The organism is Nitrospirota bacterium, assembly GCA_016194305.1.
Taxonomy (GTDB): domain Bacteria; phylum Nitrospirota; class Nitrospiria; order JACQBW01; family JACQBW01; genus JACQBW01.
Window position 1 is genome coordinate 122913 of record JACQBW010000003.1, and the last position, 22922, is coordinate 145834.

The window sequence follows — 22922 nt, forward strand, 5'->3', positions numbered from 1 at the left end:
AGGCGTTAATTCCCTTTATTTGAAATAGAAGCGGAAGGTTTGATGAGAAGATGAAAACAATAGCTGTCAGTCAGGAGACAAAATACGAATGTAACGCCGACCCCCAGGATCATTCCACCCATGACATCGAGAGGAAAGTGAGCGCCGACATAGATTCGCGATAGTCCCGTTATCAAAGCACACGAGAAGAAGAGCGGAGACCAGCGCTTAAATAACATGGAAAGGAAGGTGGCCCCTGAAAAAACGGAATAGGTGTGTCCGGATGGAAAGGAATTCTCCCTGAGCGATCTTCCAATAACATGTACATAGATCTGATGCGACTCGATCAAAGCAGCCATCTCCTTCAAAGGCCTGGGTCGATCGATCAGAATCTTGAGAAATCTTCCCACTATTCCCGTTAAAATGAGTCCTCCAGCGAAAAGGAGAAGGTATTTATAAAAATGTTTCTTATCGTGCCAATACAGAAGCGGAATGACGATCAATACCATCAGCCAGATTTCACCCAGGCGGGTAAAAGCGGGCATGATGAAATCCAGAAATGGATTCTGCCAGCCGTTATTAACAGAAATGAAGAGTTGATGATCCCACGTTAGAAGTTGCTCCAATATTTCCCCAAACCTGAATTTGCAAAACGAATAGAACGAAAAAGAATGCTGATCTGAAAGGCCGTAACCACGAGAACAAAGATGTAGAACCGGGTTAGTCCCGGAATGATTCCGGTCGGCAATAACTGTAAAGTTAAATCCTGATTACCGATTTACGGCCTTTAGACCAATATCTTTTCTATATTGCATACCGTCAAAATGAATTTTGGAAATCGCCTCGTACGCAAATTTTCTCGCTTCCTGAATCGATTTTCCGCAGGCAGTAACTCCAAGCACTCTCCCGCCGGAAGCCAGTACGGATTGGTTTTTGAATTCGGTACCGGCATGAAAGACGAGACCATGATCTTCCTTGGCGTTAATGGTCTCTAAACCTGTAATGGGAACTTTGGCGCCGGAAGATACGGGATACCCTGCTGAGGCGATAACGACGCAGACTGAGGCCTCGTCTTGCCACTTAAGCTGAAATCGATCCAACTGACCATCAGCGGTCTTTTGAAGTAGTTCGACAAAATCAGACTGAAGACGGGTCAGAATGACCTGAGTTTCAGGATCACCCAATCGCGCATTAAATTCGAGGACTTTTATTCCTCCCCGCGTTAGAATCAGACCACCGAAGAGGAATCCTGTGAACGGGGCCCCTTCCAATTCCATGGCGCGGACTATGGGAATCATGATCTGATTCAGAATTTCCGCCTTTTGCGTTTCAGTCACAAGGGGAACAGGGGAATAAGCGCCCATACCACCTGTATTGGGTCCCATGTCACCATCAAATATCTTTTTATGATCCTGGGCTTCCGCCAGGGGAAGAACATGTTTTCCGTCTGTAATGACCAGAAAAGAGATCTCTTCTCCTTCCAGAAATTCTTCAATTAAAACGGAACTTCCGGCATCGCCCAAGCTCCTTTTTTCCATAAATGATTCAATTGTAGAAATGGCCACCTCGTCCGACTCTGCAATGACAACCCCTTTTCCTGCTGCCAGACCATCCGCTTTGATCACCAGAGGTTTTGGAGTTTTTAAAATAAATTCCCTGGCTTTTTTCGCAGAGGTAAAAATCTCTGCGGTCGCTGTCGGAATTTGATATTTGAACATGATCTCTTTCGAATAGGCTTTGCTCGACTCGATCCGGGAAGCTCTTTGAGTTGGCCCCACAATCTTGAGCCCATTTTTCCTGAATTGATCACAAATTCCAAGCGAAAGAGGAAGTTCCGGCCCAACGAGGGTCAAATCAATCTTTTCATTCAGGGCAAACTCCAGAATGCCTTGGATATCATCCACTTTTAATTGAACCGTCTCGGCTAACTTTCCTATCCCCGGGTTGCCCGGAATGGCATAGATTTTTGGTCGCGCCGGAGACTGGGAAAGCTTCCAGACCATTGCGTGTTCCCGTCCTCCACTCCCTATGACCAATATCTTCATTAACGATCCATCACTATCTTGATCTCCATATAAATAACGATCCATTTTTTGTTCGCCGAGAATCGTTCATATACAAGGCCGCAGTTTCGAAGACGACGGAGCCGTACAATACAGGTACCTTGACGAGTCTGAGAAACAAGAACGCCGCAGATGAGCTATTTCTCAGTGGCCATTGAATTTAATGGCGGAAATGTCGCATGCCGGTAAACACCATCGACATCCCATGTTCATTGGCCGCCTGTATGACTTCGCTGTCCTTGATTGATCCGCCCGGTTGAATGACCGCCCGAATCCCCGCTTTAAATGCAGCATCCAATCCATCTCGAAACGGAAAAAAGGCATCGGATGCCATCACAGCGCCTGACAGAGGTTTTTGGGCTTTTGAAGTTGCAAGTTGAACGGAGTCAATCCGGCTCATCTGTCCCGCTCCTATTCCTATCGTTTGAGTCCCAGAAGCAAAAATAATCGCATTCGATTTGACATGTTTACAGACTTTCCAGGCAAAATCCATTGCGGCGAGTTCCTCAGCGGTCGGTATTCTTTGGGTTACCACTTTTAGATCCTTGATGTCTTTAATCGATCCCAAATCCCGATCCTGCAGTAAAAGCCCGCCGGTAATCCTTTTAAATTCAAATTTTTCCCGTGCAGATTGAATGAGGTTCCCGGTTGAAAGAATCCGGATATCCCTTTTTCTTTTCAATTCAAAAAGGGCATCTTCAAGAAAAGAAGGGGCTATGACGACTTCGACAAAGGTGGAGGTAATTTCTTTCGCAGTCGCAAGGTCAACGGATTGGTTAAAGGCAATGACTCCCCCAAATGCGGAGATAGGATCAGTTTCCCTTGCTTTTTGATAGGCTTGCAAGGGATCAGATCCCAATGCCACACCGCATGGATTATTATGTTTTACAATGACTGCGCAGGGCTCTCGATATTCTTTGACCAATTCAAATGCCGAATTGGCGTCCAAATAGTTATTGTATGACATTTCCTTTCCATGGAGAAGGGATGCGCGCGCTACCGAAACTTCGAAAGAACTATTATCTTTGTAAAATGCCCCTCTTTGATGAGGATTTTCTCCATATCGAAGGATCTGAGCTTTTTCATAGGTTAAAGTCAATATGTCGGGAAAATCCCTTTCATGATCAGGATCTTTGGAACCCCTTTGTTGATTGAGATAAGCTGCAATAATGGAATCATATCGAGAAGTATGTGAAAAAACCTTTCTTGCCAGGTCGAACAGTGTTTCACTTCTTAAACTCCCCCGATTTTCGTTCATTTCCTGGACAACCTTGGCATAGTCACCCGGATCCACAACGACAGCGACGTCTTTATAATTTTTCGCCGCTGACCGGAGCATGGCAGGTCCACCGATATCGATATTTTCAATCGCTTCCTCAAACGAAACATCCGGTTTGGAAACCGTCATTTCAAAGGGATAAAGATTGACCACGACCAGATCAATCGGAGAAATTCCATTTCTCTTCATTTCTTCCTGATGCGACGCGAGATCTCTTCTCCCCAGAAGCCCTCCATGGACTTTAGGATGAAGTGTTTTAACACGTCCGTCCAATATCTCGGGGAAGCCGGTGAACTCAGAGATCTCCTTCGCAGGTATGGCATTTCCTCGAAGAAATTTTGCTGTTCCCCCGGTAGAAAGAATCTCAACTCCGCTCTTGTGAAGATGATTGGCAAAGTCGAGCAATCCCGATTTATCTGACACACTGATAAGAGCCCGTTCTATCTTTTTCATATCAACACATGATGTCCTTTATTATCCTGAACCTGACTTAATGAATAAAGAGATAAAAACCATCCAGAAAATAGAATAAGCCTACGGTCGACAGGCCGATTCCGAGAAGCCAGAGTTCCTTTCGTCTGGTCATCGCCGCCACGGATGAGAGGGCAATAGCGACCTGAAACATCACTTCGGAAAGTGCAAATCCGTGATGGTGTTCCATATTTTCTGAAGATTTTCTGCTATTTTCTTCCGCTTGTTTTTCAAGTTCTTCGGCTTTCAACTTAATTTCACTCTGCTCATCCTTATATTTCTTCACTTTCTCCCCATAGTTCACCAGGAGTGAGGAGTCCTTCTTCAGATCATGGAGCAGATCCTTTTGGGAATCATAGATAATGCCTTTAATTCCTTTTGCCTGATAATAGGCCCATTGATCAGAGGCCCTCGCCTGCGAAAGGATCGACGAGTTCTTGGAAAGAAGGGCTTCATTGGTATGAAAATTTGATTCCATGGTAGCAATGGCCGCCAGGACGGCTATCAGAGCTGTCGTCAGGGCAACATATTTGATCCAGGCGATTTTCTTTTCTTCTAGGTGATGTTCCTTTCTTTCTTCCTCAAGTTCATGAATGGTCTCTTCGAGTTTCTCCATCTGTTGTTCGGTAAATTCGGACATGAAATTATCCTTTTTTCCTGACGATCAGCATATGATTAAATCCGAATCGGTTAAACGGGAAAATGCCGGAGATCATCAAATCAATCCTTCCGAGAAAGATGGCCACGCTTCCTAAAAAAGTCCTTTTTTCTTCCAATAGCCATTTATCAGGAATGAGTGAAGCCAAAATATTATGTCCGTGCCATTCGATAACTTTCAAATGATTCCGGTTAAGCAAGTTCTCCAATTCAGACGGTGTAAAAGTTTTGAAAGACATCCCTTGCCAGTTTCGCGTAGCATGCCCGATACCTTTCGTTTTCCATGCCTCTTTAAGTTCCTTAGGCACGAAAAGAAGTCCGGCATTCCATTTATTGTCGACCTCAAAGGTAATCCAGCCTCCGGGTTTGACCACACGGGCCATTTCGGATAATGCCTGATCGTATCCCTCTAAAATATGGCTGACCACGTCTCCATAGGATACGATTCCGTCAAAAATATTGTCAGGAAAAGGAAGCTGACAGGCATTCTCGATCTGAAAAGAGACGTTTGTCAGCTTTGCACATCTTTTTCTGGCCACTTCAACGAATTCTTCTGCGATATCTATTCCGGTGACCTGCCTGGCATGACCCGCCATGACGACGGTCTGAACGCCGCTTCCACAGCCGACATCCAGGAGAGAAGTGTATTGATGACCACCCAGGAGCTTATCAAGAAGCTTGTCATACAGCGCATAGCAGTTTATAAAAAAGGGCTGGTTTACAATGATCTGCTGATAAAGATCGGATAATCGTTGATAGTGACTGACGACATTTTTTACCGCTCCGTCCAATGGGGTCTCGTTTCTCTCCGTAATGGTCTGCATCACTTTCCTGGAAACAGAATCCTTCTAGAACCTTTTTCTGACATCCTCTAATGCTGATTCAATTTCGTGCTGGATTTCCGTAAGTCTTTTTCTCGTAGTGGCTTCAAATCTTAAGACAAGAATCGGCTGAGTATTTGAAGCCCGGACCAATCCCCAACCATCGTCAAACAAAACTCGAACGCCATCCACATCGATAATCTTATGGACTGAAGAGAGATGCTCTCTCAGTCTTTTGACAATCTCAAACTTGGTGGCGTCAGGACAATCTACCCTGATTTCCGGCGTAGAAAATGTTTCCGGAAGATCGGACAGAAGTGTGGAAAGTTTCTTTTTTTCGGTGATGAGGATTTCGAGCAGACGACAGGATGCATAAATGGCATCATCAAATCCGTAGTAACGGTCTGCAAAAAAGATATGTCCGCTCATCTCACCACCCAGGGCGGCTTTGGTCTCTTTCATCTTCGCTTTGATCAATGAGTGGCCGGCTTTCCACATGACGCCCGTACCTCCCCGACTCTGTATATCTTCATACAAGAGATGGCTGCACTTCACTTCTGAAACAATCGTCGCTTTGGGCTGGTGCTTTAGAATGTCTCTCGCGTAAAGAATAAGAAGTTTATCTCCCCAGAGAATATTCCCTTTTTCATCGACCACACCGATACGATCGGAATCGCCGTCATAGGCAATTCCCACATCAGCATTTTCCTTTTTTACAACCTGAATCAACTCCCTAAGATTTTTTTCCACCGTCGGATCGGGATGGTGATTCGGAAAATTGCCGTCGATTTCACTGTACATTTCAATCAGATTCAGGCCAAACTTCTTAAACAATTCTGGCGCCACGAGACCTGCCGTCGCATTACCCGAATCAATGACCACTTTAAGACCATGCCCTCCCTTCAGGCCGGGAAAGCTCGAGATCAGATGGGAGATGTAAGGAGAAATAATCTCTTCCGCAGATTGGGTTCCCTGTCCCGTAATAAAATCCTGGGACGAAGCCATCCGGTACAAAGATTGAATTTCTTCCCCGTGTATGGTCTCTTTTCCGACACATATTTTGAATCCATTGTATTCCGGGGGATTGTGACTTCCAGTAATCATGACTCCCCCCTGGATATCTAGATGATAAAGCGAAAAATAAAGGAGAGGGGTTGGACAGATTCCCACATCAACCACATGCACGCCGGTGGAAAGAAGACCTTTTAATAAAGCATCATATAACTGGTCGGAACTTTTTCTGACATCCCTGCCGACGGTCATCCTTAAAATATTTTTTCTTCTTAGCTTTGTGCCGATGGCCTTTCCTAGCAGGAGTGCCGTTTCAAGTGAAAGTTCGTCTTGATTAAATACCCCTCGGATATCGTATTCCCTGAATATGGTCTGGTTGATCATCTTTATTTGTCCTTCATAGGGGCTTGCGCCTGAACGGGCTGTTTACCTTTTTACTTCCGATTGCTAAGTATCTTTCCTTCCGTAAACATCGTCGTAACGGACAATGTCATCTTCCCCCAAATACTCCCCGTTTTGAACCTCTATGATCTGCAGCGTTACTTTACCTGGATTCTCGAGCCGGTGAGGCGTTGAAAGGGGGATATAAGTGCTCTCATTCGGGTGGATTTCATAGACCTTTTCTCCGCAAGTCACCTTTGCAATTCCTGAAACCACGACCCAATGTTCGCTCCGGTGGCGGTGCATCTGAAGACTTAATTTGGCTCCGGGATGAATCATGAGGCGCTTGATTTTAAACCGCTCGTTTTTTTCAAGAATTGTATAAGACCCCCAGGGTCGATAAACGGTGGTATGAATTAAATGTTCGTCCGATTTGCGTTTTTTGATTTCTTCAACGACTTTTTTGACATCCTGCGCATTCCTTTTGTGACAGACAAGGGTGGCGTCTGGAGTATCGACGACCACCATATCCTCCAACCCCACGGTGGCAACGAGCCGTTTGTCTCCATATATAATTGAGTTTCGGCTATTGATGTCGACGACATTTCCGGAAATGATATTCTGGTTGCTGTCTTTGGGAAGGACATCATCAAGTGCGCTCCAGCTACCGACATCCGTCCAGCCCATACGTGCTGGAAGCATTACGCCGTTTTTGGATTTTTCAAGGATGCCGTAATCAATCGAGATTCCTTCCATTTTTTCATAAACGGACTTGATGAGTTCCTTCTCTTCCGGTTTTCCAAAACCTTTTTCTATTTCTAGCAGGTTCTTATAAAGTTCGGGCAAGTAGGTTTCAATTTCCTTCAAGATGACCGAAGCCTTCCAGGCAAATATCCCGCCGTTCCAGTAATAACCCCCTTTTGCCAAATACTCTTCCGCAAGCCTGAAATCCGGTTTCTCAACAAATTTGTCGACTCGATATCCGTCTTTGATTTTTGCGTCTTGTTTTTCAGAAACTTTGATATATCCAAAACCAGTTTCAGGATGTGTCGGTACAATTCCAAACGTGACAAGATATCCCATTTCGGCGAGATCTAGAGCTTTTTGAATATTTCTCAAAAACTCTTCTTTATCTTTGATAATGTGGTCCGCGGTCAAAATAATCATGACTGCTTCCGGATTTTTCTGCCGCACCGTCAACGCGGCCAGTCCGATGGCCGGCGCGGTATTTTTTCCCTCGGGTTCGAGAATAAATTGAACGTCTTTAAAAGGACTCTTGTTCTCTCCCATCAATCCGAGTTCCTGGCGAATACTCTCGTGATGGCGCGTATTGGTGACAATTAAGATATGATCCGAAGAAATGAGACTCTGAATCCTGACGATCGTCTGTTGAATGAGCGAAACTTCGCCGCCGATTTTGAGGAGTTGTTTGGGATAAAGTTCCCTGCTGATGGGCCAAAAACGCGTTCCTACTCCACCTGCTAGAATAATGGCGAAAACCTGGGATAGTTCTCTTTTTTTAAGCCCGTTTGTCACGATTCCATCCGGTTAAATTGATGCACAATCTTCTTCTAAAACAATTGCAATGTATATCAAAAAGGCCATCGTCATTCAAGAAGTATTTAGCAGATCTCGCGATCAAACAGATGAAAAGCAGATTGAATTTCAAGTGGGTCATGAAGTTCGCACTCTTTCTTTCAACGGACCACCGTTGCGGGATATTCCTGACAAGGATATGAAGCAAAAATCATTTCATCAGATTTTAAAAACGAATGTTTAGATTGTAATGATTCTCCCGGTATGATATCACTAACAGCATTTTAGGGACTCCATATTTGGGTAACTCGAATGGAAAAAACCAGAGTATTACTCGTCATTTCCAATCCGGGATGGGGCGGTACCGAGGCCTATGTTTCGCTACTCGCAAAGGGCTTAAAGGAACAGGGCTGCCAGGTCTGGGTCGCCTCGCCGAAAAGCAGCGCAGTTTCTCGGAATGTCAGTGGAATCCAGGTCATCGCGATCTCGTCTTTTCCTCTCCTTATATTCTATAACCTGTTCAAGATTTTCTTTTTTGTCCTATTTCATAAAATTCATATTATCCACGGCAACAGCGGAAAAGATTACTGGCTGGTCCTGTTGGCCGGATTCTTTTCAGGAAAGAAAGTCGTTTTGACCCGCCATTTGATGACCCGTTTTTCCAAACATACCCAGCAGATGGTTATATTAGAAAAATCCATCGTCATTGCGCCATCGAATGCGACGCTTCATGTACTTAAAGAGTCCGGGATTCCAGCCAGCTGCCTGGTGCGAATTTATAATGGCATTGACTCCGCGCCCTACCAACTATCTCATGGAAAATTCCGGATTCTCTATCGCCTTCCTCCGCATGCCTTTGTAACCGGTATCGTAAGTAATATTCACTTTCCGAAAGGGAAAGGCCACTTCACAATCCTCCAGTCACTTCCTGAAATCCTTAAAAGGATTCCGGAGGCATACTGGATGATCGGCGGGAGCGGTCCATTGCTACCCGCACTGATGCGGCGGGTGAAAGAACTTCGTGTTGAAGACCGTGTCATATTTACCGGCCACCTTCAGCCCCAGCAGGTTCCTCACTTTCTATCTTCGCTTGACCTTTTTGTCCTCCTTTCTTACGATCAGGAAGGCGGATGTCCCCTGGCGATCATGGAGGCAATGGCTTCAGGATTACCGGTCATCTCCAGTCATATTGGAGGAAATAAAGAAATCGTTGAGGACGGTAAAACCGGCTTTTTGATCAGTCCGGAAGATGACAACGCTTTGGTCAAATATTCTATCGATCTATTCGAAAATCCGGACAGGAGAAAATCGATGGGTCATGAAGGCAAACAGAGGATCGAAAACTATTTTAACGAAAAAAGAATGTCGGAAGAGACCCTTAAAGTCTACGACGCGATTCTGACTGCTTAACCATGAAGCTTTTTCAAAAAATCAGAAATCTCACCCAACCACGACTCTATTGGAAGAATATTTTTAATTATTATAGGAATCAAAACCCTTTTCAAAAATCGGTCGTTCAAATTACTGATTTAAATAAGGAAAAATCCGTCCTTGTACTTTGTCCCCATATTGACGACGATGTCATCGGATTGGGGGGTACATTATGTCGATACCGCGAGCTCGGAATTCCGGTGAATGTTATTTACTTTACAACCGGGAACGAAAGAAGAAAAGAAGAAGGAAACAAAATCGCCGCGTTTTTGGGGTATCGGGAGGTCTCTTTTTTTGATTTTCTGCCTGAGCAACTTTCTCGCCACCACGAAATACCAGATATCATTGCATCTCACCTGACGAAGAACCATTTCGATTTGATTTACGCCCCGTTTTATCTCGACAGACATAAGGATCATATTGCCTTGAGTCTTCATCTGGCCGCGGCGCTTCAAAAACTCCCTGACATGAAACTGGAAATTCGAAGTTATGAAGTTTGGGCACCGCTCTTTCCCAACCAGATTGTTGATATAAGTACTGTGTTTGAACGCAAAAAAGAAGCGATTATGATCTGTCAAAGCCAAATGGAAACGGTCGATTACGTTGATCTTGCCCTTTCTTTAAATCGATATCGGGGAATTACTTCAACGCGGGAAAAACAGATGCAGTACGGAGAAGCCTTTTACTCTTCTACTTCTTCCAGTTATCTGAGAGATTTCGGCGTCAGGAACTGAAACTGGATTCGATGTTTTTTCTGGCAACAAGAACGATATCTTCACCGCATTGCGGTTCTTTCATTTTTATAAAATATTCCCGGTACTGAAAATAGAGTGCCCTGATCAGGTCAAGAACTCTGAAAAAGAATCGTTTTCTTATCCCGCTTTCCAGTTCGAAACTGGCTAGATAGATTCCCGCCGAATCGGAAGAAAGTGTTTCAACCGATACAAATTGACTATCAAACCCCGATCGTCCCAAACAAAGTCGAAGGGAATCAGCCGAATAAAGATAGAGATGCCGCGGCGGTTCCAGGCCTCTCCAGTATTTTCCAAATTTTCGATGGGCCAGGCCGTCACAGTTCGGAGTGACTATGACCATGAGGCCTCCCGGTTTCAAAATGCGATAAATTTCGTGAATCAGTCCCAACGGATCGTGTTCATGTTCAATCATATGACTCAGCGTAATGACATCGAAATAACCGGATGGATAGCCGGATTCCGGAAGCGTTCCCGTTCTGACCGGAATTCTGTATTTCTTTGACACTCTTTCTACGGCAAGCGGGTCTCTTTCAATACCCTCGACTTCCCATCCTTTTTTCTTCATCCTGTTCAAAAATCGGCCTCCGCCACAACCCACGTCAAGCAATTTACCGGGTAACTGACCGGCCAGGAACATATATTTTGCTTGAACTCGTTCTCTTTGCATGCCAGATAATAAATAGACCGGAAGCTCCAGGAGTGTTAAGACTCTCCTGACCAGACTAAATGCAATTTGATTTAAATTTGGCTTTCGTGAAAGATGAGTATGATAATTCCGGTAAGCTTTTGCCAGCTCTTCTTTTTTGGGTAAGGGATCGAGCCAGACCAGACGACACTTGAGATTGATACATTTCTTTAATGACCAGAATCCGGGTGCGCGAAACAAGGCATCTCTCAATCCCTGATATAGGAATGTGCCTTCTCCTCCACAGAGAATGCAGGTGGGCTGAAAGAACGTTACGATCGAGTCCTCGGGTGTCATGGCAATTTCATTGTTGAGTCAAAGACAGTCCATTCTCATTTTTGGCTGACTATTTTTTGAAAATTGAGGTCAAGCTGATCGATACATTTGTTTCGCTCAAGATTGAGGAGGGCAAGCTGTCGGACAACGCGGTCTTTTTCCGGACCCGGGATCTTTTCGAAATCATAGACGTTTTCCTGCACGTGCCACAACTTGCAATTGACTTCGGCAAGCTGTGAGAAGATTCCACCGAGGCTCCCTTTTATATCACCGACAGCATTTCCTTCCTTTTTATACACTTTGTTAGAAGAAAATGTCAGGCGATCCGGCGCAATCCGGCCCGACACGGCATCCAGGATATAGCCATCAATCTCCTCTTGTATCTGTTTTTCCTGTAAGGCCAGGCTTTTCAGCCTCTGTAAATCTTCGCTATGCCATTCCTTGAGTTTGATAATCGTCAATTTATCACACAAAGAACCTAAAGTTTCTGCCATCGTATTCACTCCATCTTGTTAATTTTATGATGCTAAAGGATTCGAGGGTTCTCCCGAATATTTTTCAGGAAGCCACTTTTCGATTGCCTGAAAAACCTGGTCGACCGTGACATGGTCAAGACAAGGTTTGATTTTATCTTTCTCGTTTGAATAAATACAATGGCCCAGACAGTCAAAACAATCCGTTTTTAGGTCATGGATGACAAGAATCTCCTTTTGAAGATGAACCGGATATTTGGAATAAGACGTAAAGAGTCCGCCATATACCATTGCGGCAGTTCTGACTCCCAGGGCCATTCCGTAATGCATAATCCCTGTATCGTTTGTGAGAATAAATTGTGCCGATAACAGTAATTCGGGGAGAGATTCAATTGAAGATCCGGTCTGATTGTTCCAAGGGAGTTCCGGAGCCCGGTTGATCAATTCCTCCGACAGAACCTGTTCAGAAGCACTTCCGGTAATAGTTGGAATTAGCCCGGTCCGACGATAGATTCTGTTTGCAATTTCTGCAAAACGATCAATCGGCCACCTCCTGACTTTAAATCGGGCTCCTGGAACGACGATGAATGAGGTTCGGTTCTCTTTCAAATCACCGGCGTATCGTTTGATCGTCGGCATTCCGACCACAAAGTCTCTATACCCGATTTCTCGCAATAACCTGGCGTTCCTCTCCAGTTCATGAACGCTCCACTTTGGATCCGGAAATAGATGAGTGTAACATTTATTCCCGTAAATTCTCTCCTCCTTCTGGTCTGGCTGCGGTAAAAACCCATATCTTAGAATGGACGCAGAGGCATAAGTGAGGATATCCCCATAGAGGAGCTCTCGAAAAATACAACCATTGATAAAAATGTCGAATTCGAACTCGCGTATCTCTCTTAGCTTCATCCAGCGATAGAAGGGATTTTTCCTGAATTTCCTTGTATCCAAAGGAATCACAAAATCGAGGTCTCCGATTCCCTTTAAAATCGGGAGTGCCCACTCCTCCACAATCAGATAAATCTCAAATTTCTCACGCGGATAAAATGACCGGTAGCCTTTAAGCGCATCCAGAAACAGAATCAGGTCACCCATGCCATCCAGCCTCAGGATACCCACTCTTTTCCTTGCACGCCCTTTGCCGGAATCATTGGAGTGCAGTTTCAGACCAAATTGGTCGATCTGCAATCTTAACCATTTTATCATTTGCATAGACTACTTGATCTCAATACGCGTCTGCTCATCGACTCGTCCCATCCTTTCATCAGACCATTTAACGGGAATAGCGGTAATGATCGCCAATGCAAAAGCATGATCATGTCCCCAAATTAATGAATCCATAAAACTACCCAAAATAAAGATACCCAAAAAACTCAATTTGAACCACCCTACAGGTGTCTGCCACACCTGAAGAGCCTCTTTCGAGACGAAAAATAGAAACCACAAGAGTACTCCCAATCCAACGCCGCCCAGACCAGACAAATAGGCCAGGTAGCTATTGTGGGGATTGTCGAAACGGGAAATACCGGGAGTTTGCGGTATTTTCCTGTCATTTTGAAATTCATTCATTTTAACACCATAGTCCCCTGTTCCAACTCCCAACAGGGGAGACTCGAACGCCATTTTGAGCGCCCCTTCCCAGAAAACCAGACGGAGACCGAGACTGGTCGTAGCCTCCCCTTTCTGGTAGAATCTGAAATCCTCGACCCCGGTGCCAAATCTCTTTCTCACCAACGGAGAAGAAACAAGCACAACGAAGCAGAGGGCGACCAATCCCAGTATCTTGATTCCTCTCCTTTTAGCTGGAAGAATAGCCATCAGCGCAAATGGAAATAAGAGAAAGAAGACAACCTGACCCGTCCTTCCTCCGATCATAATCAACTGAATAAAGAAGGCGAAACCTAATCCAATGTTGATGGATGGAATCAGTACGGCCCGATATTTCAAGTCATAGAGAATCCAGATCAACGCGTTGGTCAGAGCCAAACTTAAAAAAATGTGGTTGGCGAATCCGACCGGTCCCAATATTGGATCCATGGGTAATCCTGAAATGAGATTGAAATATTGAAAAAACCCGATTATGAAAGAGAGTGTTAAACCCGATAGAAAAGAAAGTACAGTCCAACGAAAGTATCGCCAATTCCAGGGAAGGGTACAGCCTGCGACGGTGAAGAAGAAATAATTTAATTTCGATATCACAATAAGGCCTCGATGAAGGTCAGATGTCCAAAATAGTCCGGTTAGATTGACCAGGATGAGTAGAAGTAGAGGAACAGTCCATGGCCGCGTAAAAATCCTGTTCCAGTTTTTCCAATAACCGGAAAACAAATACAGGACCAGGAAGATAGCACCGCTAATACTGGACCCTGCAGTGGCAATCGGAGCCATAAATAGCGGCATTGGGAAAAAAAGAAACAGAAGCCGATCTCTTAACGGATCCGGTTTTGTTTTTTCCAAGTTTCGGCGACCCTTTCTTTTTTTGGTTTGGTCATTTTGAGTTGAAATCCATATCTCATTTTCTCGTACACGGGATACAGTAAGTGAAACATTTCTGTTTTGATTCTATTGCTCACGCTCCGATTGTGATCTTTACCCCATTTCGACTCAAAATGATCATCATCTCTTTTTCGTATTTCCAATAGATTCTTTGACCGGGTAATATCTTCCTGGGTTTTCTCAGAATAGTGATGAACAAATGCACTCCCCGTGACGGCCTCTCCGATTCCTTTTTTCTGCAGTCTGAGCACCATATCGTCATCTCCCCGGGTAATGAAAAATCGCTCGTCAAACAGCCCCACTTCATCAAAAAATATTCTTCTAAACAACACCAGGCTAAAGTTACAAAGTTCGAGTTTTCGAGAGGCCTGATAGCAGGCAGATGTCAATTTCTCGGCGAAGGGAATGAGCGGATAGTCCAGACTCCCTTCCCGCATGGCCGGTCCAACGATCCGTCTCGGTTCGATTTGACTATACCGGATGAGGGCCGATGCCCAACGCGGCGTCACCAGGATATCATTATTCATGATACAGATGTATTCCGAACGTGCAGCGGAAATTCCCTGGTTCCAGGCGACATAAACGCCTCTGTTTTCCGAATTAAAAATTACGTGTCCCTTTACCCCTTTGAGATACTCGGTCGTTCCGTCGCTCGATCCGTTATCAATCAGAATGATTTCATATGGGATATCCGTATATTTTTCCAGGTTTGAGAGACACTCCCGGGTATAAGATAGTAGATTGAAGACCGGAATAATGATACTGATCACGGATTGAACACTCTGGCTTTATAGATCAGATAAGCAAGAATGACAGCAATTCCAAACCACGCCCGGATTTCGCGTCGAGTGACCTGGTTCCACGAGAAAGGCACAGTCAATGATGGAGCGGGAGGGTTCAATTTGAAATGAGGAAAAAATCGGGGGACTTTGCTCCGGTATTCCAAATAAGGATTTCCAAACATGCCGGTTAGCAGCTTTTCTTCATCCAGAATGGTGGAGCGATAGATTACGAAAAAGAGAACAAAATAGAGGAAAAGCGGGAACCAATGACTCCCCATCACGATAAAACCGAGACCTAAAAAGAAATTTCCCAGATAAAGTGGATTGCGTGTATAGGCGTAGGGGCCAAATACGGTCACATAGTCATGCGTATCCTTATTGAGGTATCCTGACGCCCAGATTCGAAGGACAACACCTAAGAAGACAAAGACAATTCCCAACCCGATTGAAATCGGGGTAGGTCGGGCTAAGAAAAGAAAAAGTACCGCCAGACAGAAACTCAAAAAAGTCCTGTAATGCCCTATCCACTTGTTAAATTTTTCCATATCGAAAGATCATTTTCCTTTCCTCAAAACGTAATTTTATATTCTCCGGCATCGGGATTGTTCGGGGCGTCAAGTCCTGCCCTAGGGAAAGAACCGACAAAGGGTTTCGGCTCGGTCGCGAGGAGCTTCTTATGGATCCAGGTCATCTCGAGTGCGTTCGGGAGGTCGTGGTCCTTATTTAAATCCGAAAAGTTATTACCGTGAATGTGGACCAGATAAAACTCTTTCGACAATTCTAGAACAATTGCGTTGAAGAGTTCGACACTGATATCGATGTCATGAAATTCCACGATTAAACCTGAAAACCGATTTGAATATTGAATGACTTCCGGTAAAATGCGGTACTCAGAACCTTCGATATCGATTTTCGCCAATACGGAACATTCCGGAAGGGTGTCCAGGGACGCAATGATCTGAATAATAGAGGCGCTCTCCCGATCCGTATTGTACCAGACTCTCCGTCGGATATGCCGGACGTTGCCTTTAAAAAAATTAAAATAGTCAATGGCGTTTTGCCACCTCTTGAAATGCATTTTGGCATCTCTTGCATTAAAACATAGAAACCGCGATAAAGCCGTCAGCCATGCGAATGCGGCGATGTTGAAAAATGTACCCGGCCCGATGGTATGATCATAGGCGAGGATCTGCATTTCAGGTCGCAAGTTCATCACTTCCCGTTCAAACTTCCAGTCTTTTGATACGCCAAATGAGAGAAGAAGAGACGATTTTCGAATGGCATTCATCGAGATGACATACCCGCCGTCGTTTGGACCTCCCAATCGCGCAAGATCGGAACATTCCACGACATGAAAATTTTCTTTGGATACCTTGTTCAACAGCAGCATAACCCGGAACGGCCTCCTTTATGGCTTATTTTGTTTAAGCAATTCCCAGCATTTGGCATATTTTAAAAATGTATAAAACGAATAGAGCACGCAAAGAATAAAACCGAACGCCCCTTCTTTAAACCCTCTCTTGATCAAATACATCTTGATAAAAGTCACCGGAGGTCTTAGTAACATTTTTGCAATAATCCGTTTTGGATGCGCAGCAAATAGATCTTTGGCCGCCAAACTGGAATATCGGTCCATTCTTTGCAAGTAGTCCGAAAGATCACGATAGGTAAAATGAACGAACGACTGTTTCAGGTATCCCTTTTCTCCAGATAATTGGACCGATTCATGAACCTGGACGGGATTGAACCTTCCTTTCTTTCTATTGAAAAGTCGAACCGTATAATCGGGATGCCAGCCGCAATTCAATATCAAGCGATTGCCAAAATAGTTCTTACGACTGATTGCAAATCCCGCAACTTCGATCTTGTCCTTGAGGATCGATTCTATTTCGAATTTTAGCTCAGGGGTAACTCGCTCATCCGCGTCGATACTCAAAATCCAGTCAAAGTGGGCCCTGTCGAGAGCGTTATTTTTCTGTTTTCCGAAACCCTCCCATGGCAGGTAATAAACCTGATCCGTAAAGGATTTGCAAATTTCGACGGTCTTATCCCTGCTTCCGGAATCGACAACGATGATTTCGTCAACCCATTTTATGCTTTCGAGACAAGCCCTGATATTATTCTCTTCGTTCAGTGTAATGACGATCGCCGAAAGCTTGTTCATGTGTTTTCTATTTGGAGGTATTTGTTAGCGCTTCGCACTGGCAAAGCCGGTGCGCGAAACTTATTCTATTCGAATCGCTTCTTCGATCAACATGATCGGAATATCATCCTTGATTGGATACATCAGTCGGCAGTTTTCGCAGATCAATCCTTCGCCGGGAGACTTCAAAATAAGACTTCCCTTGCATTGAGGACATGCAAGTATCTCTAAGAATTCTTTATTCATTGTCAAATCTCTCCTCCTTCCGTGTCACCCAAAAATCAATAGGAATCGACTCTTTGCTGAATTTTTTCAAATACCTCTTCCGGCGTAATGGATTCCATACATTCCATCGGAAACGGATGATTGTGACAGGTTCTCTTTAAACAGGGACTGCAGGCCACATTTTTGTATACGACCTGCTCCTCCCTTCCGTATGGACCCGTTTTATGAAAATCCGAGGCCCCAAACAAGGCCAGAACGGGAACATTCAAGGCCACGGCCAGGTGCATCGGTCCGGAATCGTTGGTCACCAGAATCGCAGATCGAATGAGGAATGCGGATAACTGCTTAAGGGAAAATTTGCCCGTAGCAAGTATGGGACGAACGGTCATCCCGCTCACTATTTTCCGAATATCCGGCAACTCGCCATGGGATCCCAGAAAGACCACCTGAAAACCTTTTGACTGATGAAGAAGGACTGTCAAGCGTCTGAAATGATGAGCGGGCCATCTTTTGGTAGCCCACCTTGCGGTAGGATGAATGGCCACAATGGGCAAGCCGGGATCTATTTTTTCGGACTTCATAAAATCTTCAATAAACACTTTATCTTTTTCATCAATCGGGATCAAGAACTCCGGTTCCCCTACCCACCCCAGTGACTTTGGGATCAGGAGATAGCGATCCACAGCATGAATCGTCGGGTCCGGCACCAAAACCCTTTGTCCATAAAAGTGGCGGCTCCCTTCGCGGCTATTATCAAATCCAATCGTTTTTCTCCCCCGGCTCAGCCAGGCAATTAATCCGCTTCGAAAAAGTCCCTGGAGATCGATCACCAGATCAAAGCTTTTTTCCCTCAGTGTTTGAATCAACACCCAATTCGAGTAGAATCCCTGGAAAAATCGATTTTTTATTCTTCGATCAAAAAGGAAAATCTTGTCGATCGATGGCTGTCCGATCAGTAATTCCCCATATTCCCTGTTCACCAGGAAGCTAATCTCCGTGGAAGGAAAGCATGTTTTCAGAGCGGATGCAACCGGAAGACTTTGAATGACATCTCCCAAAGAACTCAATTTGATAATCAGGATTCGAAGCGGGACATTGGCGACGGCACTACCCATTTTCTACCAGTTCCCGAAATAAATTGAGCGTCTCGTTTGCGACCCGGTCCATATTAAAGAACGATTGCACCCTTCTCTGGCCCGATAACGCCATTCTTTTACGCTCCTGAGAGTTTTCGAGCATCCGGTTTATTTGAACTGCGAGATCTGAGGCATTTCCTTTCGCAAATAGAAGTCCATTTTCCTCATGAAGAATGATTTCGTTGATGCCGCCTATATCGGTTCCGATGCAAGGAATTCCGGCAGCCATGGCTTCCAGATTCACAAGACCCAGAGATTCCGAATAAGATGGAAGGACATGAATATCCATCAGAAAATAAAAGGGGAATATATTATCCTGAAAAGGAATAATTTTAATCTGGTCAGGCCGAATTCCGGCCATTAGGCCGATCTTCATGAGGAAAGAACAGTCTTTTAAGTCCGGACCAATCAGTAAAAGAAGAACATCTCTCGAGATCTCCTTCATTGCCCTAAAAAGGACATCATGTCCTTTTCCATGTTCACGCGTATTTTTACCAAATGGGTCATAGTCAGCAACCATTCCAACAATCGGCCGGTTTTCTTCTCCTGGAAGAAATGTTTTCCTTAAATATCCAAGGTATGCAGGATCCGGCGGATTTATTTTACTTAAATCGATTCCTCCCAATATCAATCTCTTTTTGAACGTAAGATCTTTTCTAAGGCTGTCGAGGACCACCTGACTGACCGCAATATTCATATCGGCCCCCCAGTTATATATGAGAGAGCCAAAAAATGGAACAGTCCCTGAAACAGCATGTCTTGTTATGATAATTTTTGCATTGCAATGAAAAACCTTCTTCGCAAAAATGGCGAGATAACGTTCTCTGGAATGATGAACATTGATGATGTCTATCCTGTTTTTGTTCGAGAATCGGGCAAGTTGAGCGGCCTTTTTCAATTCAAATAAACCATCAATATCAATAATATGGGTCTGCAGGCCCTCCTTTTCGGCGCTGGCAAGTGTGATGCTGCCTGATGAACACGCTTGAATGACGAACTGTCCTGCTTTGACGAATTGACTGGCCAATGAAACTGCAAACACTCCGGAACCGGCTTTGCCTCCTCCCAGAGATAAATTCAATATTCTGAGAGATTTAACCATAAATATCTTCCCAAAGTTTTTTAAATCGATGGGGAGTCATTCTGAAGAAGGCCTCCCCATGGCTTTTTGCATTCGCAATCATGCCGCGGTAACGGTTTAGCGCAATGGTCCCTTCGAGCCAATTATGGCTCTCGAGTTGGCTTGAATAGCATCCCAGCGCCTTTTTCTTCCAATCGATGACATTTGAGATATCCACAACAACATTGGGTATAAGCGTCGTCCAAACTTCGAAAGTGTAGATCATGAAATCTTTCTTTATCAGACTCAGCGCCTTATAAAAATAGCCGTTCAATGCAACATGGTCTTGATGTCGATCAATGAAGGAAGGAAGATATACGATTTCAGGATTAACGCTATTGACCAAATCCGCCAGCCTTTGTTCAATTTCAGGAAATTGGCTCAAAGTTTTCGATTGATATTTCCAAAAAATCTTTTCCGAAATTCCCAGAACCGAACTCGCGGCGTCTGCCTCTCTTATTCGTTCCGGTGTACAATCTGCAAGGTAAAGCACGGTCACCTTGCTCCCGGATGAAGAATGCCTCAAAATCGACCCGCCACACCCGATTGTTTCGTCATCAATGTGAGGGGCAAGAACCAGAATGCGCTCTCCAGCCGGACAATCCTCCAGGGGGAGAGATATATTTAGAAACGGTTCAACGGATTCGTACCATCGGTAAACATGTGCCCATTTAACTCGAAGTTTCAAAAGGTCCTTTCTGATATCGTATCCATCTCCTCATGTCTTATATCCGCCCTAATCCATTGCGCCGCCTCTAAAAGATTTTGTGCCACATGCGCCACCGGAGGCGCCCCGGCCGAATTTTTGAATATTTTTAAACTTTCGTTCCCCTTGCCGGTGAGGACCAGAACGGCCTTGGCGCCGATTCGTGCGGCCAGTTCTATATCGGAAGTCTGATCCCCGACAAAATAAGACTTTCGGAGATCAATACGATTGTGACGAAGAATCTGTCGAATCAGTCCCGTCCCCGGTTTTCGACAGAGGCAGCCCTCATCGGGATGGTGGGGACAGTAATAAAGCCCGGAGATTTTGACATGGGATCGACCGAGCATTTCTTCAAGTTTCTGATGAAGTTTCAAGAGAAATTCCTCGGTAAAAAATCCTCTTGCAATGCCGGACTGATTAGTGACGATAAATATTGGTATATCACATTGATTCAAAAGAAGCAGGGCTTCTTCCGCCTCGTTATAAAGACGAAAATCCTTTTCTGAAGAAATATAGTTACGATCCTCGTTGATCGTGCCGTCACGATCAAGAAAGAGAGCCGGAATCAAAGGCTTTTGCAATAGCGCTCTTTCTCGATGGAATAATTCCATGACTTCACTTACCGGAATCGAAGTCATACAACGATGATCGATGGGGCATTCTCGCAAAAGACAGGGAGAGCACTCTGTTTCCTTTTGAATGATCGTATTTTGTACTCCGGCAGGTGAAGTCACTTTCGGATCGGTTGGCCCGAAAATGGAGATAAGAGGAACATTTAAGGCGCTGGCGATATGCATTGGACCCGAGTCATTCGAAATAAATATAGAACATTGAGAAATCAACGCCACCAGTTCTCTTAAGGTTGTTTTTCCGGATAAATTAACCGGCGTTTCAGACATCATGCTGACGATCTCGTCGTTCACCTTGCATTCTTCCGAAGAACCGAAGAAAATGACTTTTACATTTCCTTCTCTGATAAGACAATCTGCGAGCTCGGCAAATCGTTCGGTCTCCCACCTCTTCGCAGAACCATAAGCCGCACCGGCATGAATCCCGATCATGAAGTCCCCCGGGTTCATGCCTTCACCACGCAGAATCTTCCAGGCCGCGTTTTTCTCTTCTTCGTTTGTATTGAGAAAAGGTGGTCTCCTGGATAGACAGATATTTTCAAACTCGGATACGAGATGAAGGTAATAGGTCATTTGATGAAGGTGTTTGGCAGGAATCCTGACCGGATGGGTCAGGAGTAACCCACGTCCCTCCCTGTCATATCCAAAACGATAGGGAACGGACGCGAGATAGACAATCCATGCCGCTTCAAAAGCATTCTGAAAAAGTATCGCTAAATCGAAAACCTCCTTTTTTAATTTTTGAATAAGGCGCCATTGACCAAGGAATCCTTCTTTCTTGTCAGGAACCGGAATAAAACTATCTGCCAATCCGTTCCCTTTTAAGAGCTGATTGATTGATTCAGGTCCAAGAAATACAATTTCTGCAGTTTTGAAATGGGCGCGGATCGAGCACAAGGCTGGAATGGCAAGCACCGCATCTCCGATCCAGTTGGGAACGCGTACGATGAGTTTATTGATTTCGTCTGATTTAATGGCTTTCAATTTGGGTTTTCCATCGCCGATGCATCCATAGCCACTGATCCGGATATTCTCTGACAACCTCTTCAATTGAGAGATTAATATTGGCAGTATTTTGCCGGATATCATTTTTCAAATTTCCAGTTTGTACGAGTGGAATTTCAGGTTTTACGATGATTCGGTGAGATCCGTCTGGTTTTCTCACGATAAAGATCGGCACCATGGGCGTTTTGGTTTTTAACAAAATCATGGCTAGCCCCTTGTTCGTACAGGCGGGACGACCAAAAAATGGAACAAAAACACCTTCCCTGTGGGCCACATTTTGATCCATCAGAACACAAACGAGTTCACCTTTCTTTAATAATCTGATCATTTCCCAGAAAGCATCATTCTTATTGATCACTTTATTCCCTGTGAATGTTCGAATCTCATTGACTCTAAGATGAAGGAAAGGATTGTCCATTTTTCTGGCGACCATAAATCCTTTTTGAAACAGGAGGGAAATGGCAATTCCAAGGAGTTCCCAATTTCCCATGTGGGCACCTATAAAGACGAGACCCTTTCCCTTCTTGATCGCATTTTGGTAGTGTTCCGCCCCTTCTACGGAAAGACTTTTCAAGATTTCTGTCGCGTTTCGACGGGAAAGCCGAATCATCTCAAGTACCGACTGTCCCAGATTCTGAAAACTCTGGACGGCTATCTTTTCAATTTCCGCTTCATTCAGCCGGGAGCCGTAAGCGGCTCTCAAGTTGTTTAGGGTGACATTGCGATGTCTTTTATCCACAAGATAAAACACCCGCCCCAGGTACCGACCGAAACGATTCGAGATTTCCTCGGGTAGTCGGTTGGCCATTTCAGAAAAAAGAAGGTATAAGAGATATTGCAAACGGTAATTGAAAGTTTCCAT

23 protein-coding genes are annotated in these 22922 nt (G+C 44.6%); 2 read left to right on the forward strand and 21 right to left on the reverse strand.

All coding sequences use genetic code 11. The features are described from left to right. Window positions 1-5: 5 nt before the first annotated feature. From HY200_01185 to HY200_01215, 7 genes are all read right to left on the reverse strand, one after another. Entirely contained in the window at window positions 6-605 is a 600-nt protein-coding gene (locus HY200_01185; protein ID MBI3593550.1) for a phosphatase PAP2 family protein, read from the reverse strand. A gap of 144 nt (window positions 606-749) precedes the next feature. After that, window positions 750-2024, reverse strand: a complete 1275-nt coding sequence (gene purD, locus HY200_01190; GenBank protein MBI3593551.1) for a phosphoribosylamine--glycine ligase — start codon at window positions 2022-2024, stop codon at window positions 750-752. 178 nt (window positions 2025-2202) lie between these two features. Continuing rightward, window positions 2203-3774: a bifunctional phosphoribosylaminoimidazolecarboxamide formyltransferase/IMP cyclohydrolase gene (gene purH / locus HY200_01195; protein ID MBI3593552.1), complete on the reverse strand. Its 1572-nt coding sequence runs from the start codon at window positions 3772-3774 to the stop codon at window positions 2203-2205. Between the two features lie 37 nt (window positions 3775-3811). Further along, on the reverse strand, window positions 3812-4432 hold the full coding sequence (locus HY200_01200) for a DUF4337 domain-containing protein (protein MBI3593553.1): 621 nt from the start codon (window positions 4430-4432) through the stop codon (window positions 3812-3814). A 4-nt stretch (window positions 4433-4436) separates the two neighbouring features. After that, complete coding sequence (locus HY200_01205; GenBank protein MBI3593554.1) at window positions 4437-5273, reverse strand: class I SAM-dependent methyltransferase; 837 nt, start codon at window positions 5271-5273, stop codon at window positions 4437-4439. 24 nt (window positions 5274-5297) lie between these two features. Beyond that, window positions 5298-6662, reverse strand: a complete 1365-nt coding sequence (locus tag HY200_01210; GenBank protein ID MBI3593555.1) for a phosphomannomutase/phosphoglucomutase — start codon at window positions 6660-6662, stop codon at window positions 5298-5300. A 66-nt stretch (window positions 6663-6728) separates the two neighbouring features. After that, on the reverse strand, window positions 6729-8198 hold the full coding sequence (locus HY200_01215) for a mannose-1-phosphate guanylyltransferase/mannose-6-phosphate isomerase (GenBank protein ID MBI3593556.1): 1470 nt from the start codon (window positions 8196-8198) through the stop codon (window positions 6729-6731). Between the two features lie 312 nt (window positions 8199-8510). On the opposite strand from HY200_01215, the gene HY200_01220 reads away from it, so the two are divergent. After that, window positions 8511-9608: a glycosyltransferase family 4 protein gene (locus HY200_01220; GenBank protein ID MBI3593557.1), complete on the forward strand. Its 1098-nt coding sequence runs from the start codon at window positions 8511-8513 to the stop codon at window positions 9606-9608. A gap of 2 nt (window positions 9609-9610) precedes the next feature. Further along, window positions 9611-10363, forward strand: a complete 753-nt coding sequence (locus HY200_01225) for a PIG-L family deacetylase (protein MBI3593558.1) — start codon at window positions 9611-9613, stop codon at window positions 10361-10363. Here HY200_01225 and HY200_01230 read toward each other — a convergent pair. Genes HY200_01230 through HY200_01295 form a run of 14 tightly spaced genes read right to left on the reverse strand, consistent with a single transcriptional unit; the run spans window position 10353 to window position 22922 of the window. Further along, window positions 10353-11366: a class I SAM-dependent methyltransferase gene (locus tag HY200_01230; protein ID MBI3593559.1), complete on the reverse strand. Its 1014-nt coding sequence runs from the start codon at window positions 11364-11366 to the stop codon at window positions 10353-10355. The genes HY200_01225 and HY200_01230 overlap by 11 nt on opposite strands. A gap of 35 nt (window positions 11367-11401) precedes the next feature. Beyond that, on the reverse strand, window positions 11402-11839 hold the full coding sequence (locus tag HY200_01235; GenBank protein MBI3593560.1) for a hypothetical protein: 438 nt from the start codon (window positions 11837-11839) through the stop codon (window positions 11402-11404). A gap of 24 nt (window positions 11840-11863) precedes the next feature. Further along, complete coding sequence (locus tag HY200_01240) at window positions 11864-13024, reverse strand: glycosyltransferase family 9 protein (protein MBI3593561.1); 1161 nt, start codon at window positions 13022-13024, stop codon at window positions 11864-11866. Window positions 13025-13033: 9 nt separating this feature from the next. After that, on the reverse strand, window positions 13034-14275 hold the full coding sequence (locus HY200_01245) for an O-antigen ligase family protein (GenBank protein ID MBI3593562.1): 1242 nt from the start codon (window positions 14273-14275) through the stop codon (window positions 13034-13036). After that, entirely contained in the window at window positions 14248-15084 is an 837-nt protein-coding gene (locus HY200_01250) for a glycosyltransferase family 2 protein (protein MBI3593563.1), read from the reverse strand. The genes HY200_01245 and HY200_01250 overlap by 28 nt, the downstream gene beginning before the upstream one ends. Next, on the reverse strand, window positions 15081-15641 hold the full coding sequence (locus HY200_01255; GenBank protein MBI3593564.1) for an isoprenylcysteine carboxylmethyltransferase family protein: 561 nt from the start codon (window positions 15639-15641) through the stop codon (window positions 15081-15083). Before HY200_01255 ends, HY200_01250 begins: the two co-directional genes overlap by 4 nt. A gap of 23 nt (window positions 15642-15664) precedes the next feature. Then, window positions 15665-16486 carry a hypothetical protein gene (locus tag HY200_01260; GenBank protein ID MBI3593565.1) on the reverse strand — a complete coding sequence of 274 codons (822 nt, stop codon included), beginning with the start codon at window positions 16484-16486 and terminating at the stop codon, window positions 15665-15667. Window positions 16487-16504: 18 nt separating this feature from the next. Next, on the reverse strand, window positions 16505-17260 hold the full coding sequence (locus HY200_01265) for a glycosyltransferase family 2 protein (GenBank protein MBI3593566.1): 756 nt from the start codon (window positions 17258-17260) through the stop codon (window positions 16505-16507). A 60-nt stretch (window positions 17261-17320) separates the two neighbouring features. Beyond that, window positions 17321-17491, reverse strand: coding sequence for a Trm112 family protein (locus HY200_01270; GenBank protein MBI3593567.1), 171 nt, complete (start codon window positions 17489-17491; stop codon window positions 17321-17323). A gap of 29 nt (window positions 17492-17520) precedes the next feature. Further along, window positions 17521-18579 (reverse strand): glycosyltransferase family 9 protein, encoded by a 1059-nt coding sequence (locus tag HY200_01275; GenBank protein MBI3593568.1) that lies wholly within the window; start codon window positions 18577-18579, stop codon window positions 17521-17523. Further along, window positions 18572-19702 carry a glycosyltransferase family 4 protein gene (locus HY200_01280; protein MBI3593569.1) on the reverse strand — a complete coding sequence of 377 codons (1131 nt, stop codon included), beginning with the start codon at window positions 19700-19702 and terminating at the stop codon, window positions 18572-18574. Before HY200_01280 ends, HY200_01275 begins: the two co-directional genes overlap by 8 nt. Then, complete coding sequence (locus HY200_01285) at window positions 19695-20408, reverse strand: PIG-L family deacetylase (protein ID MBI3593570.1); 714 nt, start codon at window positions 20406-20408, stop codon at window positions 19695-19697. The genes HY200_01280 and HY200_01285 overlap by 8 nt, the downstream gene beginning before the upstream one ends. After that, window positions 20405-22039, reverse strand: coding sequence for a lipopolysaccharide heptosyltransferase II (gene waaF, locus HY200_01290; GenBank protein ID MBI3593571.1), 1635 nt, complete (start codon window positions 22037-22039; stop codon window positions 20405-20407). The genes HY200_01285 and waaF overlap by 4 nt, the downstream gene beginning before the upstream one ends. After that, window positions 22026-22922, reverse strand: a complete 897-nt coding sequence (locus HY200_01295; protein ID MBI3593572.1) for a lysophospholipid acyltransferase family protein — start codon at window positions 22920-22922, stop codon at window positions 22026-22028. The genes waaF and HY200_01295 overlap by 14 nt, the downstream gene beginning before the upstream one ends.

Bases quoted from the DNA above. Each gene is read 5' to 3' on its own strand.
- purD (MBI3593551.1), bottom strand. From the start codon at position 2,024: ATGAAGATATTGGTCATAGGGAGTGGAGGACGGGAACACGCAATGGTC.
- purH (MBI3593552.1), bottom strand. From the start codon at position 3,774: ATGAAAAAGATAGAACGGGCTCTTATCAGTGTGTCAGATAAATCGGGA.
- HY200_01200 (MBI3593553.1), bottom strand. From the start codon at position 4,432: ATGTCCGAATTTACCGAACAACAGATGGAGAAACTCGAAGAGACCATT.
- HY200_01205 (MBI3593554.1), bottom strand. From the start codon at position 5,273: ATGCAGACCATTACGGAGAGAAACGAGACCCCATTGGACGGAGCGGTA.
- HY200_01220 (MBI3593557.1), top strand. From the start codon at position 8,511: ATGGAAAAAACCAGAGTATTACTCGTCATTTCCAATCCGGGATGGGGC.
- HY200_01225 (MBI3593558.1), top strand. From the start codon at position 9,611: ATGAAGCTTTTTCAAAAAATCAGAAATCTCACCCAACCACGACTCTAT.
- HY200_01230 (MBI3593559.1), bottom strand. From the start codon at position 11,366: ATGACACCCGAGGACTCGATCGTAACGTTCTTTCAGCCCACCTGCATT.
- HY200_01235 (MBI3593560.1), bottom strand. From the start codon at position 11,839: ATGGCAGAAACTTTAGGTTCTTTGTGTGATAAATTGACGATTATCAAA.
- HY200_01240 (MBI3593561.1), bottom strand. From the start codon at position 13,024: ATGATAAAATGGTTAAGATTGCAGATCGACCAATTTGGTCTGAAACTG.
- HY200_01255 (MBI3593564.1), bottom strand. From the start codon at position 15,641: ATGGAAAAATTTAACAAGTGGATAGGGCATTACAGGACTTTTTTGAGT.
- HY200_01260 (MBI3593565.1), bottom strand. From the start codon at position 16,486: ATGCTGCTGTTGAACAAGGTATCCAAAGAAAATTTTCATGTCGTGGAA.
- HY200_01265 (MBI3593566.1), bottom strand. From the start codon at position 17,260: ATGAACAAGCTTTCGGCGATCGTCATTACACTGAACGAAGAGAATAAT.
- HY200_01275 (MBI3593568.1), bottom strand. From the start codon at position 18,579: ATGGGTAGTGCCGTCGCCAATGTCCCGCTTCGAATCCTGATTATCAAA.
- HY200_01280 (MBI3593569.1), bottom strand. From the start codon at position 19,702: ATGGTTAAATCTCTCAGAATATTGAATTTATCTCTGGGAGGAGGCAAA.
- HY200_01295 (MBI3593572.1), bottom strand. From the start codon at position 22,922: ATGGAAACTTTCAATTACCGTTTGCAATATCTCTTATACCTTCTTTTT.